Below are 17,370 nucleotides of genomic sequence, written 5' to 3'. Positions count from 1 at the left end.
GTGGGGGAGGGCCTCCGGGGTCGGTCACGTTGGCGTGCCGCAGCGCCGAGTCTGCGCTGGGGTGGGCTTCCGATCCGGCGTCCTGAAACAGGCGGTACCCGTCGGATTCCGGGGACCGGTCGGCGGCAAGCCACGGCGCCAGAGTCGCTGGCGCGCCGTTGTGCGGCAGTAGGAACACCTGCCCGGGTCACTGCCGGGTCGGTGGTCGCCGCCGGCGGTCCATGGTCTGTGCCGGCGGGGCGGATACGCAGGGACTCAGAGGACGGGGCGATGGCCCACTTTTCGGAACTTTAACGTTCATTGATGGCTGAGGGTTGTGCTTTGTGTCCGGGAGATCACAGGATGTTGTGGGAGCGCTCCCGCGCTCCTGTCCCCGATCCCCACGAAGGAGTTCGAGCGTGTTCGACAGGCAAGCAAGGAGACGCCTGGCCGCCGCAGCTGCCGGGCTTGCCCTGGCGCTGACTGGCGGCGTCACCGCGCCAGCCGTGGCCGCGCCCGAGGCGGCAGCGGCAGTGCCGACGTCCGACTGGCTCCACGTGCAGGGCAACCAGATCGTCGACCAAGCCGGTAGTCCGGTCTGGCTTACCGGAACCAATTGGTTTGGCTTCAACGCCTCAGAGCGGGTCTTCCACGGCCTGTGGTCCGGTAACATCACCGAGATCACCAGATCGATGGCGAACCGCGGCATCAACATCGTGCGCGTACCGATCTCCACTCAGCTGCTGCTGGAGTGGAAGGCCGGAACCTTCGGCACGGTCAACGTCAACACGTACGCCAACCCGGAGCTGGCCGGCAAGAACAGCCTGCAGATCTTCGACTTCTGGCTACAGCTCTGCGAGCAGTACGGCATCAAGGTCATGCTCGACGTCCACAGCGCCGAAGCCGACAACTCCGGGCACATCCATCCGGTCTGGTACAAAGGCGCGATCACCCCTGAGCTGTTCTACCAAGGCTGGGAGTGGGTGACGAACCGCTACAAGGCCAACGACACGCTCGTGGCGATGGACATCAAAAACGAGCCGCACGGCACCCCGAACGACACCGCCCGCGCCAAATGGGACGACACCACCGACATCGACAACTGGAAGCACACCGCCGAGACCGCGGCCAAGCGGATCCTGGCGATCAACCCGAACGTCCTAGTCCTAGTCGAAGGCCAGGAGATCTACCCGCGCGAGGGCGAGACCTGGAACTCGCCCAACACCGACCCCGACCTGTCGCCGAACTACTACTACAACTGGTGGGGCGGCAACCTGCGCGGCGTCAAGGCGCACCCGATCAACCTGGGCGCCAACCAGGACCAGCTTGTCTACTCGCCGCATGACTACGGGCCGCTGGTGTTCAACCAGCCGTGGTTCGACAAGCCGTTCGACAAGGCGAGCCTTACCGATGACGTGTGGCGGCCCAACTGGTTCTACCTGCACGAGAACGGCACCGCGCCGCTGCTCATCGGCGAATGGGGTGGCCGGCTGGGCCAGGACGCGCGCCAGGACAAGTGGATGACCGCGCTGCGTGACCTGATCGTCGAGCACCGCCTGCACCAGACGTTCTGGGTGCTCAACCCCAACTCCGGCGACACCGGTGGCCTGCTGCTCGACGACTGGAAGACCTGGGACGAGCAGAAGTACGCGCTGCTCAAACCGGCGCTGTGGCAGCACGCCGGCAAGTTCGTCGGCCTCGACCACCAGGTGCCGCTCGGCGGTGCCGGCAGCAGCACTGGGATCAGCCTCGGCCAGCGCTACGGCGACGGCGGCTCGGACGGCGACACCACCGTACCGGGTGTGCCCGGCCAGCCCACCGCGAGCAACGTGACCTCCACCACCGCCACGCTCACCTGGACCGCATCGACCGACAACACCGGCGTCACCGGCTACGACGTGCTGCGGGCCACTAGCTCCGGCGCGGCGAGCGTAGTGGCCACGGTCTCCGGAACGACCTACGCCGCCACCGGACTGACGCCGTCCACGGCATACACCTTCAGCGTGCGCGCCCGCGATGCTGCCGGCAACGTCTCGGCGGCATCCGCCGGCCGCGCCGTCACCACCACCGCAGGCGGCGGTGACGGCGAGGACCGGGGCTGCTCGGCCACCTACAAGACGATCAGCTCCTGGACCGGCGGATTCCAGGCCGAGGTCACGGTACGCAACACCGGGACCACCACCAGCTCCGGATGGTCGGTCAACTGGACCTACCCGAGCGGAACCACCGCCGGTTCGGTCTGGAACGGCGTGCTCGGCACCCCGGCTGTAACCGTGCGCAACGTGGCCCACAACGGCGCCCTGGCCGCCGGGGCCACTACCACGTTCGGCCTGATCGGTTCCGGCGCGGCGGCGACACCCACCGTGACCTGCTCCGCGTCCTGACCCACCCGTACCGGAAAGGTCTGGTGTGCCGGCGGCGGATTCTCCCCGCCGGCCGCCAACCCGGTCGTCCTCAGCAGATCGAGCGGCTCAACCCGCCGCCGGAACGACGGATCAAGGCGGGTTCGTGGCCGCCGCAACTGACCCGCACGCTGACCTCTCGAGGCCGTCAGCGCGGCTAACGCGACGAAACGGCGGAGGCCCGAAGGCTATCCGCCTTCTCGCCGGTCGTGGTGCCAGACCGGTACTCGCCGAGAGATCTCGGCCTGTCCCGGCGATAGTGCCGCGGCGTCATGCGGATGTTGCGATAGAAGGTCACCTCGACAACGCCCGCGACGACTTGGTTGCGGTCACCGCGTTCCCGCGCGAGTTCTGGGGTCAGATCTGGTCGAACCGTGAGAATCTAGCCGTGCCGCCGGGGCAAGGCATTCAGCCCAGAAACCTCTACATGCTTTGAGACGTGGCGCCACTCGTCGCAGGCCGCGGCCAGCGACGCAACTGACTCTTTAGCAATCGTCGCGCTGGATGCCGCGGACCTCGGCACGGAAGGCGATTGTGCCGGTGCGCTGCTGGAAGAACTCGATGGAGAGCTGGTTGGCTTCGGCGAATCAGCCAACCAACTCTCCATCAAACCCGGGACTCGACAAGGACCTCATGGCCCGGATCGAGCGACACGAACAGAAAGAGCAGAACCTCCAGCAGCACGCCGGCTGCGATCACCAGCCTGCCGCACTCGCCCTGGCCGCATAACCCCCGAAGGACTTACCGCTCGGACCACTTAGATCTCCTCGTCAGGCGGATCGCGAGTCCCACCACCGCAGGTCTTCTAGCAGTGAGGCGTTCGGATCCGGGAAGCTGAAAGGCACGCCCAGCTCACGGGCGAGCGCCGAGCCTTTGTTTACCGCTTCAGCGGCCTGTGGAGTACGGATGCCCTCGACGGAATCTGTCGGCGCGTCCCGCCCGTCGGCGACCATGAGCTCGTACTGGTCGAAGATGGGATGCTGCAGGCTGGGACACCGGACGATAGCCAACAGGAGAACGCCCCAGCGCTGTGTGTCGCCGTCCCACAGCGCCTCGATGGCGACCACCGGATCCGTGATGGCCCTGGCCCGCTCAACAAGCTGCGACAACGTCACGGGCGGCGGCAGAGGGTCCACCAAGCCTCGTACGGAAAGCTCGTAGCGACGCCCTTCGACCACATCCAAGGGTCTGCTGCACCGATAGGTGACATTTGAGATGGCTTGCCGTGACGGCGGGCTGGAAGGATGTTGCTGTGCCCAAGCCTTACCCTCGTGAGTTCCGTGACGATGTTGTGCGGGTCGCTCGTGACCGCGACCCGGGCGTGACGGTCGAGCAGATCGCGAAGGATTTCGGGGTCCACCCGATGACGTTGTTCAAGTGGCTGCGCCAGGCCGGCATCGACGAGGGCGCCCGGCCAGGTGTGAGCCGCAGCGACGCGGCCGAGCTTCGGGAGGCCCGCAAACGGATCAAGCTGCTCGAGCAGGAGAACGAGGTCCTGCGTCGGGCCGCGGCGTATCTGTCGCAGGCGAACCTGCCGGGAAAGGCTCTACCCGCTCGTGAACGAGCTCGCCGCCGACGGCATACCCGTCGCGGTGACGTGCCGGGTGCTGAACATCGCTCGACAGCCCTATTACCGGTGGCTCGCCCGCCCGGTCACCGACGCCGAACTGACCCAGGCCTACCGGGCGGACGCGTTGTTCGGCGCCCACCGTGACGACCCGGAGTTCGGCTACAGGTTCCTGGCCGACGAAGCCCGTGCTGCCGGGCAGCCGATGGTCGAGCGCACTGCCTGGAAGATCTGTTCCGGCATGGGCTGGTGGAGTTCGTTCAGCCGCAAACGGCGGCGGGGCAAGGGTGGAAGGCCGGGTCCGCCGGTCCACGACGACCTCGTCCGGCGCGGCTTCACCGCGAATGGGCCGAACCGGTTGTGGCTGGCCGACATCACTGAACACCGCACCGGTGAGGGCAAGCTGTACCTGTGCGCGATCAAGGACGTGTGGTCCAGCCGGATCGTCGGCTACTCCATCGACTCGCGGATGAAGTCGCGGCTGACCGTCGACGCCCTGCGCAACGCTGTCGCCCGCCGCGGTGACGTGGCCGGCTGCGTGCTGCACACCGACCGCGGGTCGCAGTTTCGTAGCCGGAAGCTCGTCGGTGAACTGCACCGTCACAACATGATCGGGTCGATGGGCCGCGTCGGCGCCGCCGGCGACAACGCCGCCATGGAATCGTTCTTCGCCCTGCTGCAGAACAACGTTCTCAACCGCCGGACCTGGACCACCCGGCAGTCCCTGAGGACCGCGATCGTGACCTGGGTCGAACGGACCTACCATCGCCGCCGACGCCAGCGATCGCTGACCCGGTTGACGCCTGTCGAGTACGAAACCATCATGACCACACCGGCCAGTCAGGCCGCGTGACTTGATCTGTCACCTATCGGTGCAGCAGACCCCCTACGACTCCATGCCGCCGGCATCAAGGTGATCGACCTGGATCTTCAAGGCGTGCGTACCGCCAGCGCCGAGCACCTCAAAGGCCGCGAGTTGCTGAGGGTCGATTTTCCAGACAGCTCGCCGGCCCCGACGCTCTGGTTACAGATGAAGCCGGATGTCGCCATCGCCTGGTCGTACAACTCTACGGATTGAGCCTCACGCACCGGATCGCGGCAGGAGAGTACGACTCAGGACCGCAGGAGCGTGTCCTCGATGAGTACCGCGGGAAGAACCTGAATACACGCGCGTCCAGACCAGTCGTTGGAGCAAGCTGCGAATCGATTACTCGACTTGCTGTGGTCCGGCGGGTTTGCGCTGTCGGAGGGCGGTGCGGACCTCATCGACAAGGGACCACAGCATTGAGACATAGGCAATGCTGCCGACCCAGGCGCGCCCGGAACGTGTCAAGGATTTGAGGCCAGCGGGAGTTAAGCGGCTTGAAGTTCCGGCTCCGGCTTGTTGATCCAGACCTGTTTGGGCAGGTCGAGGATCTTGGGTAGGAGCCGGTCGGTGCCGAAGCGTTCCGGGTGGGCTGCGCGGGCCGCGGCGAGGGTGTCCTCGCGGTCGGCGCGGACCGTGTGGTGGCGGCCGTGGTGGACCTCGGCGGGGGTGTGCAGGCCGATTCCGGAATGCCGGTGGCAGTTGTTGTACCAGGTCACGAAGTCGGTCATGAACACCCGCGCGTCCGCGAGGGACGCGAACCGGTCCGGGAAGACCGGCGCGTACTTCAACGTCTTGAACCAGGCCTCGCTGTAGGGATTGTCGTTGGACACCTTCGGCCTCGAGTGTGACCGGGTCACGGTCAGGTCTTCGAGCAGGTCCGCCACCGATTTCGAGGTCATCGACGTACCCCGGTCGGCGTGAACCACGTGCGGGATGCCGTGGACGTCGAACACCTCCCGCATCATCGACGCCGCGAGCGGGCCGGACTCACGGGAGTGCACCCGGACGCCGACGATGTAGCGGGAGTAGACGTCGATCATCACGTAGGCGTCGAAGTAGGAGCCCTTCACCGGGCCGGCCAGCTTCGTGATGTCCCAGCTGAACACCTGCCGTGGCCCGTCGGCGACCAGCTCCGGGCGAGCGCGGGCCGGATGTCGGGCCAGCCGGCGACGCTCACGGACCTGCCGGTGCTCACGCAGGATCCGATACATCGTCGCGATCGAGCCGACGTAGACGCCCTGGTCGAGCAGAGCGGCGTAGACCTGTGCCGGAGCAGCGTCGACGAACTGCGGACTGTCCAGCAGCCGCAGCACCCGGTCGCGTTCGGCCGGGGTGAACGCGTTCGCCGGCACCGGACGCGGCGAAGGTGACGGGCTCGGCCGGCGCCGGTCCCGATCGGCGCTGGACCGGCAGATGCCGGTCATCACCGCCGCAGCCCGGGTCGTGGTCCCCGCACCCGTCAACGCCTGGAAGGCGTCCATCAGCGCTTGCCGAGCCCGAAGACGTCCGGACCGTCCGGCTCGCTCCTGGAGATGTCCTCCAAGAGCTCGTGCGCTTTTCCCATGATCGTCAACGCCGTCTCCGTCCGCGCCAGCTTCGCCTGCGCCAGCGCCAGCTCCCGCCGCAACCGGGCGATCTCGGCCTGCTCGACACTGGGCCGCCCGACCGTCTCACCAGCAGGTTTACCCTGCAACAATCCCGCGTCCCGGGACCGGCGCCACTCCGACATCAACGATGAGTACAAGCCCTCGCGCCGCAGAAACGCCCCGCCCTCACCGGCCGCGACGGCCTGCTCATAGCCGGCCAGCAACTCCAGCTTCTGCCCCGGCGTGAACGACCGGCGTGCCCGAGGCCCGTCCGCACGCGGACCCTTCTTGCGACTCATGACCCCATCCTGGACGGCCACGACGTCAACAGCAGTATTCAACGACTCTCGATCCTGAACTCGCCCTGTCCGGCGGACTTGCTATGAGCCGCTGGCCCCAACTCACCCTGACAGACAGGGGCCAGCCGCGGTCCTCGAGGATGGCTTCCAGTAGTAGGGGAGCACCTAATACCAGCGTGAACGTCAACGCGAGTATCCGCTTGGTGCCGTCGCGCTGTGGGTTCACCGTCAACCCCTCCTCGTACTGATGTATCGGGCGCCTGCTTGGCAGTACTCACTCACCTGTAGCACTATGCGCACCGATCCCCCTTGGCGGAAGCGACTCGTTGGCGCACTCACATCGGCATGAGAATGAGTCTCTCTGGGCTTCGCGGTCGTCTGTTGCCATGGCAGGCCGGGCGGCGTCGTCGGGGAGGAGGTGGCTGAATGCCAGTTCAGTCGTTGAGGCCGGGATGCTGCGGGTCCAGGAGTCAGGCTCAGCCTCGGCTGCTGAATGATCAGGTAGGAGGGCGCGTTTCTTGCCCAGGGGGCGCTTGGGCGGCCAGTAATCATCCCGAGCGGGCACCTGTTCCGTCGGTTGATAGTCGAGATCTGGTGGCCGGCTCGTGGTGGTTCTGGCCGTGCGGGCTCGTAGTAGTGGGTCTATGAGCATTGCCTGCCAGCCGCCGAGTTGGCACGCGTTGGGCGAACCGCTCTGGTGGCCGAAGCTTGGGCGGCATTAGGAATCAAGCCAGGTTCCTAGGATGATTTACCGGTGGTGCGCTCTGCCTAAATGGTCCTCGGAGGCTGCAGGTCTGGCCGCATGTCCAGCTGTACCTCAGGTGTGAGCATCTGCTTAGCTATAGGTCAGCGGACAGCATGGTTTGGCATGCCTGACGGGCGCCAACTGGTTCGGTTTCAACGCCTCCGAACGGGTGTTCCACGGTCTGTGGTCGGCCAACATCACCGAGATCACCGGGTCGATGGCCCAGCGCGGCATCAACCTCGTCCGCGTGCCGATCTCCACTCAGCTACTGCTCGAATGGAAAGCGGGACAGGCCACCGTCCCCAACGTCAACACCTACGCCAACCCGGAACTGGCCGGCATGAACAGCCTGCAGGTCTTCGAGTACTGGCTGCAGCTGTGCGAGCGGTACGGCATCAAGGTGCTGCTCGACGTGCACTCCGCCGAAGCCGACAACTCCGGCCACATCCACCCGGTCTGGTACAAGGGGACGGTCACTCCGGAGCTGTACTACCAGGCGTGGGAGTGGGCGGCGACCCGCTGGAAGACCAACGACACGGTGGTCGCCTTCGACTTGAAGAACGAGCCGCACGGCACCCCGAACGACCCCGTGCGCGCCAAGTGGGACAACTCGACCGACGTCGACAACTGGAAGAACACCGCCGAGACCGCCGCCAAGCGGATCCTCGCGATCAACCCCGAGGTGCTGATCCTCGTCGAGGGCAACGAGGTGTACCCGCGGGAGGGCGAGACCTGGAGCTCACCGAACACCGACCCCGACCTGTCGCCCAACTACTACTACAACTGGTGGGGCGGCAACCTGCGCGGCGCCAAGCAGTATCCGATCAACCTGGGCGCCAACCAGGATCAACTCGTCTACTCCCCGCACGACTACGGGCCGCTCGTGTTCAACCAGCCGTGGTTCGACAAGCCGTTCGACAAGGCCAGCCTCACCGACGACGTGTGGCGGCCCAACTGGTTCTACCTGCACGAGAACGGCACCGCCCCGCTGCTCATCGGTGAATGGGGCGGCCGGCTCGGCCAGGACGCGCGCCAGGACAAGTGGATGACCGCGCTGCGTGACCTGATCGTGGAGAACCGGCTGCACCAGACGTTCTGGGTGCTCAACCCCAACTCCGGCGACACCGGCGGCCTGCTGCTCGACGACTGGAAGACCTGGGACGAGCAGAAGTACGCGCTGCTCAAACCGGCCCTGTGGCAGCACTCCGGCAAGTTCGTCGGCCTCGACCACCAGATCCCGCTCGGCGGCGACGGCAGCACCACCGGCATCAGCCTCGGTCAGCGCTACGGCGACGGCGGGTCGGACGGCGACAGCACCGCCCCCAGCGTGCCCGGGCAGCCCACCGCGGCGACGATCACCGCGAACAGTGTGGCCCTGAGCTGGACGGCGGCCACCGACAACGTGGGCGTGACCGCCTACGAGGTGCTCCGCAACGGCACCGTGGTGGCCACCGTCTCGGCCACCTCGTACACCGCCACCGGACTGGCCGCCTCCACGGCGTACACCTTCAGTGTCCGTGCCCGTGACGCGGCCGGGAACGTCGGTGCGGCGTCGGCCGGCCGCACCGTCACCACCAGCGCCGGCGGCGGGAGCGGCGATCAGGGCTGCACCGCCACCTACAAGACCCTCACCTCCTGGGCCGGCGGCTTCCAGGCCGAGGTGACGGTACGCAACACCGGCACCACCGGCGGCGCGGCCTGGACCGTGAACTGGACCTACCCGGCCGGCACCACGATCGGCTCGCTGTGGAACGGCGTGACCGGCACCCCGGCGGTGACCGTCCGCAACGCCGCCCACAACGGGGCTCTCGCCGCCGGGGCGTCCACCACGTTCGGGTTCGTCGGCAACGGCGCCGCCACCACCCCGGCGCCGATCACCTGCACGCTGTCCTGACCGGCCGGCGACACGATGGCCGTGGTCGTCCGCGGTCATCGTGTCGCCCGTCACCTCAACCACGGCCCGTGTGTGCCGACTAACAGCATGTGACAGACCAGGCACCGCATCGTCAGGTGGCGACCGAGGAGATCCTTCACTCGCGTCGCGTCGTGTCGTCCGCTGTCGTCGTGCTCGCCGTGAGCATGGTGATCGCGCTGGTGTCCTACGTGTGGGACTGGGTCGACGCGCTGAACGCCGGCGAGTTCCCCGAACCCGACGAGTGGTTCGGCATGCTCGGGCTGGCCGGGCTGCCGTACGCGGCCGTGGTCACCCGTCGGCTCGTGCGTTTCGAGCGGCTGCTGACCACCCGCGAGCGGGAGGCGGTGCAGGCGTTCCAGGACACCGTCGACAACGCGCACGGCTGGATCTGGCAGACCGACGCCGACATGCGGATCACCTACTCCAGCCACGGCGTGCACGCGCTGCTCGGGCTGGGGTCAGCGGAGGTCACGGGCCGTACCGTCTGTGAGTTGATCAGCGACGAGTCGGCGCCCAAGCCGAACGTCGACCCGGGCGGCCGGCAGGACCTGGCCACCGAGACGCGGCACACCGACGGCTCGACCCGGCACCTGAGCACCACGGTCGCCCCGATGTTCGACGAGACGGGACGGACGGTCGGGTACCGCGGGTTCACCGCCGACGTCACGGCCGAGACGGTCGCCTCGACCGCGCACGAGGAGCAGCAGCGCCGGTACGCCGAGTCCCGCGCCCGGATCGAGCAGGCCCTCGACGACCCCGCGGCGATGTACGTGGTGCTGCAGCCGATCGTGGACATCGACGGACAGCGGATCGCCGGGATGGAGGCGCTCGCCCGGTTCGAGGCCGAGCCGAAGCGCCCGCCGAACCTGTGGTTCGACGAGGCGTGGGAGGTCGGCCTGGGCATCGCATTGGAACTGCACGCCATCGAGCTGGCCTGCCGCCGGCTGCCGGAGCTGCCCGCACACGGTTACCTGTCGATCAACCTGTCGGCGCAGACCCTGACCGACCCGCGGCTGCTCGACCTGCTGACCGCGCTCGGCGACCAGGCCCGGCGGATCGTGGTCGAGGTGACCGAGCACACCGCGATCGACGACTACACCGAGGTCTCCATCGTCCTCGCGAAGATCCGCGCGCTCGGCGCCCGGCTGGCCGTCGACGACGCGGGCGCCGGTTACGCCTCGATGCAGCACATCCTGCGGCTGCGCCCCGACATCATCAAACTCGACCGCAGCATCGTCGCCGACAGCGACGTGGACCCGGCCCGGTTCGCCCTGATCGGCGCGATGGCCAACTTCGCCGCGTCGCTGGACATGGTGGTGATCGCCGAGGGCGTGGAGACCTCCGGCGAGTTGTCCGCCCTGACCGAGAACCAGATCTGCCACGCGCAGGGCTACTACCTGGCCCGTCCCGCGGTCGAACCGCTGATGGAGCTGGTCGCGCCGGTGTCGGTCGAGGCCGCCTGATCCGGTCAGTTCCAGCCGGTGGCGGTCACCGCGACGGTCCGGCACTCTTCGCACAGGTAGAGGCTGCGCGGGCCGTCGCCGTACTCGCGAACCGTGCTCGACACGGTGATCGTGTGGAACATCAGGCGCTTGCACGACGGGCACGACGGGTTCGGGTAGAGGCCGATCGGCGGTCCGCCGGCCGTGCCGACCAGTCCCGGCGTCAGGTGAACGTGCCCGTTGCAATAGACGAGATCAGCGCCGTAGGGGCGTAGCACCACGCGCCCGCGGCCGAATTCCGGCGCGTCGACGAAGTCGTCCGGATCGTCGTCGACGACCTGCTCACCGTGGTACCGGCCGTCGGGGGCCGGCTCCGCGAACAGCGTCCAGTGGCCGATCGACGCCGGGGCGACCAGGTGGGCGTGCCCGGTCGGCCACGCCGGCAGCCCCGGAACCTCGGCGAGCCCCAGTGACAGGTAGTGCCAGACCACCGGGCTCGACGCCCCGGTCACCACCCGGTCGATCGGCAGCCCCACCGGGTGGTCGGCGTCCGGGAAGTCGCCGAGCTCCAGGAACACGGCCCGGCGCTCGGTGCTGAACCGGTACTCCGCCGGCCCGGTGGTGGGGATCCAGATACCGGTGTCCTCGTAGACGGCCCGGTCGGCGCCGCCCCGTACCGCCTCGGCGATCGCCGTGCGTGCCGCCTCGGTGCCGATCGCGGCCAGCGCCAGCACGTCGTGGAGCTCCTCGCCGTCACGCAGGCGCCGGGCCAGGACCTCCACGCTGTCGTCCGGCGCACCGGCGAACAGCAGGAGCTGGTCGTCGAAGGCCGCCTCGAAACGGTCCAGCAGCTCGGCGACGACCCGCTCCTGATAGGGGCGGAACCACTCCGGCCGGGTGCCGGCCAGGAAGGCGAAATGGTCACCGAGCCATCGCGGATCCCGGTCGCCGCGGGCCAGATGCTCGACGATCACGGCAACGTCGTCGGCGCTGTCCACGGGGATCGGCGGCTCACCCGTCACGGGCTTGATCGGCATGGCAGGCACGCTAACACCGGTAGAGGCCGGCCATCGCGGTGACGCTGGCGCGCATCAGGTCGCGCAGCTCGGGTGGGGTGAGGACCTCGACGTCCTCGCCGAGGCGCAGGAACTCGGCGTGGGCGTGTCTCACCGACTCGATCGGCAGCGTTACCGTGGTCCAGCCGTCCGGGTCCGGGTCGCCGACGGCGTCGCGGACGTTGCGGGCCATGGCCCGGGTCATCAGGTACGGGATGCGGTCCAGGCCGGCGGGGGAGAGGCGGACCGTCGCGCTGTCGCGGTGCAGCCGCCGCTCGAAGTCGGCGGCCCACTGCGCCCAGGTCGCGGCCAGGTCGAAGCCGTCGGGCCGCTCGAACGTCTCGTCGAGCACGGTCAGGTCCAGGATCGTCGCCACCCGGTAGGTCCGGATGTCCGCGTCGACCCGCGCGAGGAAATACCAGACGCCCGCCTTCAGCACGATGCCGAGCGGCTCGATGTCGCGGTCCACCTCGCGCGGCTGCCGCCACCGCAGGTAGCGCATCCGGGCGCGCCGCCGGTTCCACACCGCCGCGGCCAGCGCGGCGAGGTGCGGGTGGGTCTCGGTCTCGCGGAACCATCCGGCCGGATCGAGGTGGAAACGGTCGCGGACCTCGTCGACGTGCCGGGCGAGGCGGGCCGGGAGCGCCGCCCGCAGTTTCAGCTCGGCGGTGGTGAGCACGGCACCGAGCCCGAGCTCGGCGGCGGCGTCGGGTACCCCGGCCAGGAAGATCGTCCCGGCCTCCTGCGGGGTGAGGCCGGTGAGCCGGGTCCGGTAGCCGTCGACCAGCTGATATCCGCCGTTGGCGCCGAGCTCGCCGTAGACCGGGACGCCGGCCGCACCGAGGGCCTCGATGTCGCGGTAGACGGTGCGCACCGAGACGCCGAGCTCGTCGGCGATCTGCTGGGCGGTGAGCCGCCCGCGGTCCTGCAGAAGGAGGACCACGGACAGGAGACGGCTGGCACGCATTCTCAGAAGACTGCCACAGGATGTCAGTCATGCCTGACAGAGTCGGTGTCGAAGGAAGGAGCACCACCATGGCACTCGCCCGTTATGTTGGTTTCTCGCTGGACTGCGACGACCCGGTGACCCTCGCCGACTTCTACGTGAAGCTGCTCGGCATGGAGATCAGCTACACCAGCGACGAGTTCGTCTACCTCGGGGGACCCGGCAACGGCCTCGGCTTCGTGAAGGTGGAGAAGTACGTGCCGCCGACCTGGCCCGACTCCGACGTGCCCAAACAGGCGCACCTGGAGCTGGGCGTCGACGACCTGGAGACCGGCGAGGCGGCGGTCCTCGCGATCGGCGCCACCAAGCCGGACCACCAGCCGCAGCCGGATCGCTGGCGGGTCCTGCTCGACCCGGCCGGCCACCCGTTCTGCATCTCGGCGTCGGTCTAGCGGCGGGCCGCTCCGAGGCCGGAGCGGTCTCCCCCATGTGTGCCTTTCTGTCGGAGAGTGAACATTTCTCCCCTCCTGCCGCGTCTAGTCAAAGAGGACATTCGCTTCGAGGAGGACAGCAAGTGCCACAAAGACGAACGATGATCGCCGCGGCCGCCGTCGCGGTGACCGCGGCAGGCATCACGCTGGCCGGGAGCCTGCCGGCCAGCGCGATCGCCAACGGCGAACCGGTGAAGGACGGCAAGTACGCGTTCTCCGCCAAACTGACCATGACCGGCATCCCGGTCCTCGGCGGAGGAACCCGCAACAGCGCCTGCTCGGGCGCCCTGATCGCCCGCGAGTGGGTGATCACCGCCGGGCACTGCTTCCGTGACGAGAACGGGGTCCGCGTCGAACGCCCGGTCGCCGCCTCGACGGTGGCGACCATCGGGCGCACCGATCTGACCACCGGCACCGGCGGTCACGACCTGGAGATCGTCGAGGTGCGGCAGTCGGCCACCGCGGACGTGGCTCTGGCCCGGCTCGCCGAGCCGATCACCGACATCCGGCCGCTGGTGGTCAGCGGTCGCGCCCCGAAGGTCGGCGAGGTGCTGCGGCTGACCGGTTACGGCTCACTGACCAGCACCAACGCGACACCGGCGACACATCTGCAGACCGGGCAGCTGGTGGTGGAGTCGCTGGCGGACTCCACGCTGGGCGTGCGTGGCCTGGCGCCGAACCCCGACACCACACCGTGCCCGTACGACTCCGGTGGCCCGTTCTTCCGTGAGTCCCGCGGGAAGGCTCCGCAGCTGGTGGCGGTGGTGAGCGATGGCCCGAGCTGCCCGCACACCGAGCTCGAGATCCCGGCACGCACCGACAACATCGCCGGCTGGATCCGCGGCATCACCGGCCGCTGACCGTCCCGCGCCGTGTCTCACAGGTGAGGCACGGCGCGGGACGGCCTGCTCAGCGGCCGTACACCTCGATCTCGTAGGTGGACAGGCCGTACTGGGTGGCCCGGGTGACCCCGGTCAGGCGCACGTAACGCCCGGTGCTCGCGGTGAGCGCCACGTTGTCCTCGCCTCCGTCACCTCCCGTGACGGAGGCGACCCGGGTCCAGGTGCTCCCGTCGGCCGAGGTCTCTATCCGGTACGCCGACGCGTACGCCGACTCCCAGAAGACCCGCACGCGTCCCACCGCCGTCGACGAGCCCAGGTCGATGCGGATCCACTGCCCGTCGGCCCACTCGCTCGCCCACCGGGTCGACATGTTGCCGTCGACCGCGTTGGCCGCCGCGTTGCCGGACTGGCTGCCCGACGCCGTGACCGTCCGGCCGGCGGCCAGGTTGGCGAGGTTGTCGCCGCGCTTGGCCGGGAACGACACCACCTGCTGGTAGGTGGGCCGGTTCTGCCAGGAGATCAGCGGGTGGGTGATGCCGCCGAGGGGGCTCTGCAGGATCGCGTCGGCGCACCACGGGTTACCGGCCGCGCAGTGGTCGTCGGCCGGGTAGGTGGTGGCCGCCGGCTCGGCGATCGCCGCGGACAGGCTGGTCAGCAGCGCGCCGCGGCAGGCGCTGACGGTCCCGCCGCCGCAGTACCTCGTCGGCCAGCCGGGCACGTCGTCACCGAGGACCGCCCGCAGGTCCTTGTGCACCCAGCCCCACCAGCCGTACTGGAAGGAACTGCCCTTGTGTCCCTGGGCGGCGTTGGCCGAGTGCGGCAGCGTCGACACCTGACCGGTCTGCCCGCCCGACGGTGACTCGTTGATCTGCAGCGTGTCGACGAGCGCCGTGTACAACCCGGTGCCCAGGCCGCTCTGGAACTGGGACTGCACCAGCTTCGGCCACCAGGCGTCGAAGATCCGGATCGCGTCGGCGTCGGCGTACACCTTGCTGCCCGGCGCCGTCTCCTTCCGCAGCGCCCCGTTGGCCAGCCAGGTCCGCAGCTTGGCGAGAGCGGCGGCCTGGGTGGAGTCCGTGACGGCCGTCGTGTCGATCATCCGGAGCAGGACGGGGAGGATGCGGGAGCCGCGCAGGTCGGTGAGCCCGGCCTGCTGCACGACCTTGAGCAGTGACGCCCGGTCGTACTTCGTCCCCGCCGCGATCCCGGCCTTGAGCGGCGCGTCCAGCAGGTCGCCGCGGTGCACGGAGCCGAAGCTGAAGTTGCCGTCGGCCGCCGAGTATCCGGCCGCCTGCTTGTTGTTCCAGCTCACGAAGTAGTCCTGGTTCACCGCCTGCGGATGAGAGGAGGCGGGGCGCACCCCGGTCCACTCCTGGGCCGCGTCACCCCAGGTGGGCAGGTTCGGGTCGGCCGTGGACGGGCGGATCGGCTCGGTGCCGGAGGTGAACATCGCGGTGTCGGACGAGTTCACGTAGAACCAGTTGAAGGCGAACGCGATCTTCGACGCCGAGTTCTGGAACGCGGACGGCGTACCCATCTGATCGGGCTCGTTGAACATCTGGAAACCGATCGCCGAATCGGCCTCGTGACCATAGGTGGACCTCTTCGCCGCGAAGGCCACCGGCACGCCGCCGACCTTGCCGCGCCAGGTGACCAGGCCGTAGTTCGTGCGCAGCACGGTCAGCCGGTAGGAGCCGGCGGCCGTGGAGTCGGCGGTGGTCGGCGCCCACGAGTTGACCCGGCTCAGCGCCTCCATCGCGGTGCACGTGCCGTGCCACAGGTAGCTCGTCGACGCCGTGGTCGGGGTGCTGCCGTCGGCGTTGCAGAGCCGGATCGCGTAGGTGTCGGTGATGTCCTGCACCGACGAGGTGGCGCTCCACGCGTAGTCCGGGCCGCGGCCCAGCAGCGTGTACAGGTTGAGGCCGCTGAACGCGACACCACGGCTGCTGATGCCCGGGCCCTGCAACTCCTGCAGCATGAGCAGCTGCGGTGCGAAGTAGCCGGTCTGCGGGCCGAACACGGCGACCGGGTGGCCGGTGGCCGAGTGGGCGGCGCTGACGACCGCGGCGTTCGACATGCCCCGGTGCGCGCCGTCGATCGTCAGCGTGCTCAGCGAGTCGGCGATGGCACTGGTCCCGCTCACGCCGGTGGCGGCCGAGCCGGTCCGGTCGTAGATCAGCGGTTCGGGGGTCGCCGTCCCGGCGTCCGGCATGGCCACTCCGGTGGCATTCGGATCACCGCCGCCGTACGGGAAACTCTGCCCCGCATGCAGGGTGAGCACCGCTTCCGGGTCGTTCTGCGACCGGAACTGCTGCCACACCTGGTCACCGATCGTGGCGCCGTACTTGGCGCGGGCCGCGATCCGCACGAGCGCCGACTGCATCTCGGTGCCGCCACCGCCGCCGAACAGTCCACCGATCACGCCGGCGACCGCGATCAGGTCGGTCGGCACGAAGTCGACCGGGCCGCCCGCGTTCGTCACCGAGTCGAGGTGCCCCGTCAGCACGTATTCCCCCGGACAGTCACGTGCGGCCATGCAGTCGTCGATGTACCTGTTGATGCCGGCGAGGTACTGCAGCACGTCGTCGTAGAGCTGTGCTCCACGCGTACCGGAGGATCTCAAGGTGTTGATCTGGTTCTGCAGGTCCGCCTCGGTGTAGGGCGAGTTGCGCCAGACGCTCTGCTCGAGGTCACGGTTGCCCGCGGCGCCGCCGGCGAACCCGGTCAGGCTGCCCCGCGCGACGTGCCGCATCAGGTCCATCAGGAACAGCCGGTCCTGCGCGCCCGCATAGCCGGCACCGAACATCGTTCCCGCCCTGGTCGTGCCGGTGACGTGCGGGACGCCGAGGGTCCTGTCGCGCACGATCGTGACGTCCGGGCGTGGCGTGATCGTGCTGGCCACGTTCGCGGCGGCGACCCCGTACGAGGCGTTGTTGAAGAACGTGTTGATCTGGCCCGGCGTCAGGCCGGTGTAGCTGTGGGTCAGATTGGCGTACGGGGCGAGCTGGTTGCTCGCGTTGGCCGGCATGGTGCCGAACACCTGGTGGGCCAGGATCGCGGCGAGGTCGGCGTCACCGTTCTGGCCGGGCGGCAGGATGTCGGAGCACTCGCCGAGGCAGTAGTCGTTGGTGGCGTACGCCGCCGCGGCCGGCTGGGGGCCGGCCGTGACGAGCGCCGCGGGGATCAGTAGGAGGGTGGCGAAGGAGAGAGAAAGGCGTCGGCGCATGGGGGTC

General features: G+C 68.7%; 13 protein-coding genes. 8 read left to right on the top strand and 5 right to left on the bottom strand.

The window, feature by feature from the left end; all coding sequences use genetic code 11:
• Nucleotides 1-398 precede the first annotated feature (398 nt).
• Nucleotides 399-2,363 carry a cellulase family glycosylhydrolase gene (locus ACQPZW_RS31235; protein WP_433789625.1) on the top strand — a complete coding sequence of 655 codons (1,965 nt, stop codon included), beginning with the start codon at nucleotides 399-401 and terminating at the stop codon, nucleotides 2,361-2,363.
• Between the two features lie 579 nt (nucleotides 2,364-2,942).
• A complete protein-coding gene (locus ACQPZW_RS31230; RefSeq protein WP_433789624.1) occupies nucleotides 2,943-3,110 on the top strand; it encodes a hypothetical protein in 168 nt (55 codons plus the stop codon).
• Between the two features lie 41 nt (nucleotides 3,111-3,151).
• On the opposite strand, the gene ACQPZW_RS31225 is transcribed toward ACQPZW_RS31230, so the two are convergent.
• Nucleotides 3,152-3,520 carry a hypothetical protein gene (locus tag ACQPZW_RS31225; protein WP_433789623.1) on the bottom strand — a complete coding sequence of 123 codons (369 nt, stop codon included), beginning with the start codon at nucleotides 3,518-3,520 and terminating at the stop codon, nucleotides 3,152-3,154.
• Between the two features lie 113 nt (nucleotides 3,521-3,633).
• Between ACQPZW_RS31225 and ACQPZW_RS31220 the strand changes: the two genes are divergently transcribed.
• A protein-coding gene (locus ACQPZW_RS31220) for an IS3 family transposase (RefSeq protein WP_433789622.1) occupies nucleotides 3,634-4,801 on the top strand; the annotation gives its coding sequence in 2 pieces (ribosomal slippage) (nucleotides 3,634-3,918 and nucleotides 3,920-4,801; 1,167 coding nt in all).
• A gap of 60 nt (nucleotides 4,802-4,861) precedes the next feature.
• Nucleotides 4,862-5,026, top strand: a complete 165-nt coding sequence (locus tag ACQPZW_RS31215; protein WP_433789621.1) for a hypothetical protein — start codon at nucleotides 4,862-4,864, stop codon at nucleotides 5,024-5,026.
• A 275-nt stretch (nucleotides 5,027-5,301) separates the two neighbouring features.
• Here ACQPZW_RS31215 and ACQPZW_RS31210 read toward each other — a convergent pair.
• Nucleotides 5,302-6,701, bottom strand: a protein-coding gene (locus tag ACQPZW_RS31210; RefSeq protein WP_433788777.1) for an IS3 family transposase whose coding sequence is annotated in 2 segments (ribosomal slippage) — nucleotides 5,302-6,368 and nucleotides 6,368-6,701 — 1,401 coding nt in all. Because the reading frame shifts where the segments join, the coding sequence is not laid out codon by codon here.
• An 863-nt stretch (nucleotides 6,702-7,564) separates the two neighbouring features.
• Between ACQPZW_RS31210 and ACQPZW_RS31205 the strand changes: the two genes are divergently transcribed.
• Nucleotides 7,565-9,340, top strand: coding sequence for a cellulase family glycosylhydrolase (locus ACQPZW_RS31205; protein WP_433789620.1), 1,776 nt, complete (start codon nucleotides 7,565-7,567; stop codon nucleotides 9,338-9,340).
• Nucleotides 9,341-9,492: 152 nt separating this feature from the next.
• Nucleotides 9,493-10,824, top strand: coding sequence for a sensor domain-containing phosphodiesterase (locus ACQPZW_RS31200; RefSeq protein WP_433789619.1), 1,332 nt, complete (start codon nucleotides 9,493-9,495; stop codon nucleotides 10,822-10,824).
• A gap of 5 nt (nucleotides 10,825-10,829) precedes the next feature.
• Here ACQPZW_RS31200 and ACQPZW_RS31195 read toward each other — a convergent pair whose 3' ends face one another.
• A complete protein-coding gene (locus tag ACQPZW_RS31195; protein WP_433789618.1) occupies nucleotides 10,830-11,840 on the bottom strand; it encodes a hypothetical protein in 1,011 nt (336 codons plus the stop codon).
• Nucleotides 11,841-11,850: 10 nt separating this feature from the next.
• A complete protein-coding gene (locus tag ACQPZW_RS31190; RefSeq protein WP_433789617.1) occupies nucleotides 11,851-12,825 on the bottom strand; it encodes a helix-turn-helix transcriptional regulator in 975 nt (324 codons plus the stop codon).
• A gap of 29 nt (nucleotides 12,826-12,854) precedes the next feature.
• Here ACQPZW_RS31190 and ACQPZW_RS31185 point away from each other — a divergent pair, with 29 nt between their 5' ends.
• Together ACQPZW_RS31185 and ACQPZW_RS31180 are read left to right on the top strand one after the other, a co-directional pair.
• On the top strand, nucleotides 12,855-13,256 hold the full coding sequence (locus tag ACQPZW_RS31185; protein ID WP_433789616.1) for a VOC family protein: 402 nt from the start codon (nucleotides 12,855-12,857) through the stop codon (nucleotides 13,254-13,256).
• Between the two features lie 122 nt (nucleotides 13,257-13,378).
• Nucleotides 13,379-14,155 (top strand): S1 family peptidase, encoded by a 777-nt coding sequence (locus ACQPZW_RS31180; protein ID WP_433789615.1) that lies wholly within the window; start codon nucleotides 13,379-13,381, stop codon nucleotides 14,153-14,155.
• Nucleotides 14,156-14,204: 49 nt separating this feature from the next.
• Here the strand turns inward: ACQPZW_RS31180 and ACQPZW_RS31175 are convergent, their stop codons facing one another.
• Nucleotides 14,205-17,363, bottom strand: a complete 3,159-nt coding sequence (locus ACQPZW_RS31175; protein ID WP_433789614.1) for a penicillin acylase family protein — start codon at nucleotides 17,361-17,363, stop codon at nucleotides 14,205-14,207.
• Nucleotides 17,364-17,370: the final 7 nt, after the last annotated feature.

Source organism: Actinoplanes sp. CA-252034 (assembly GCF_050956125.1).
Lineage (GTDB): Bacteria > Actinomycetota > Actinomycetes > Mycobacteriales > Micromonosporaceae > Actinoplanes.
Note: the sequence above shows the minus strand (reverse complement) of the source record. Positions and strands in the feature narration are given on the sequence as shown.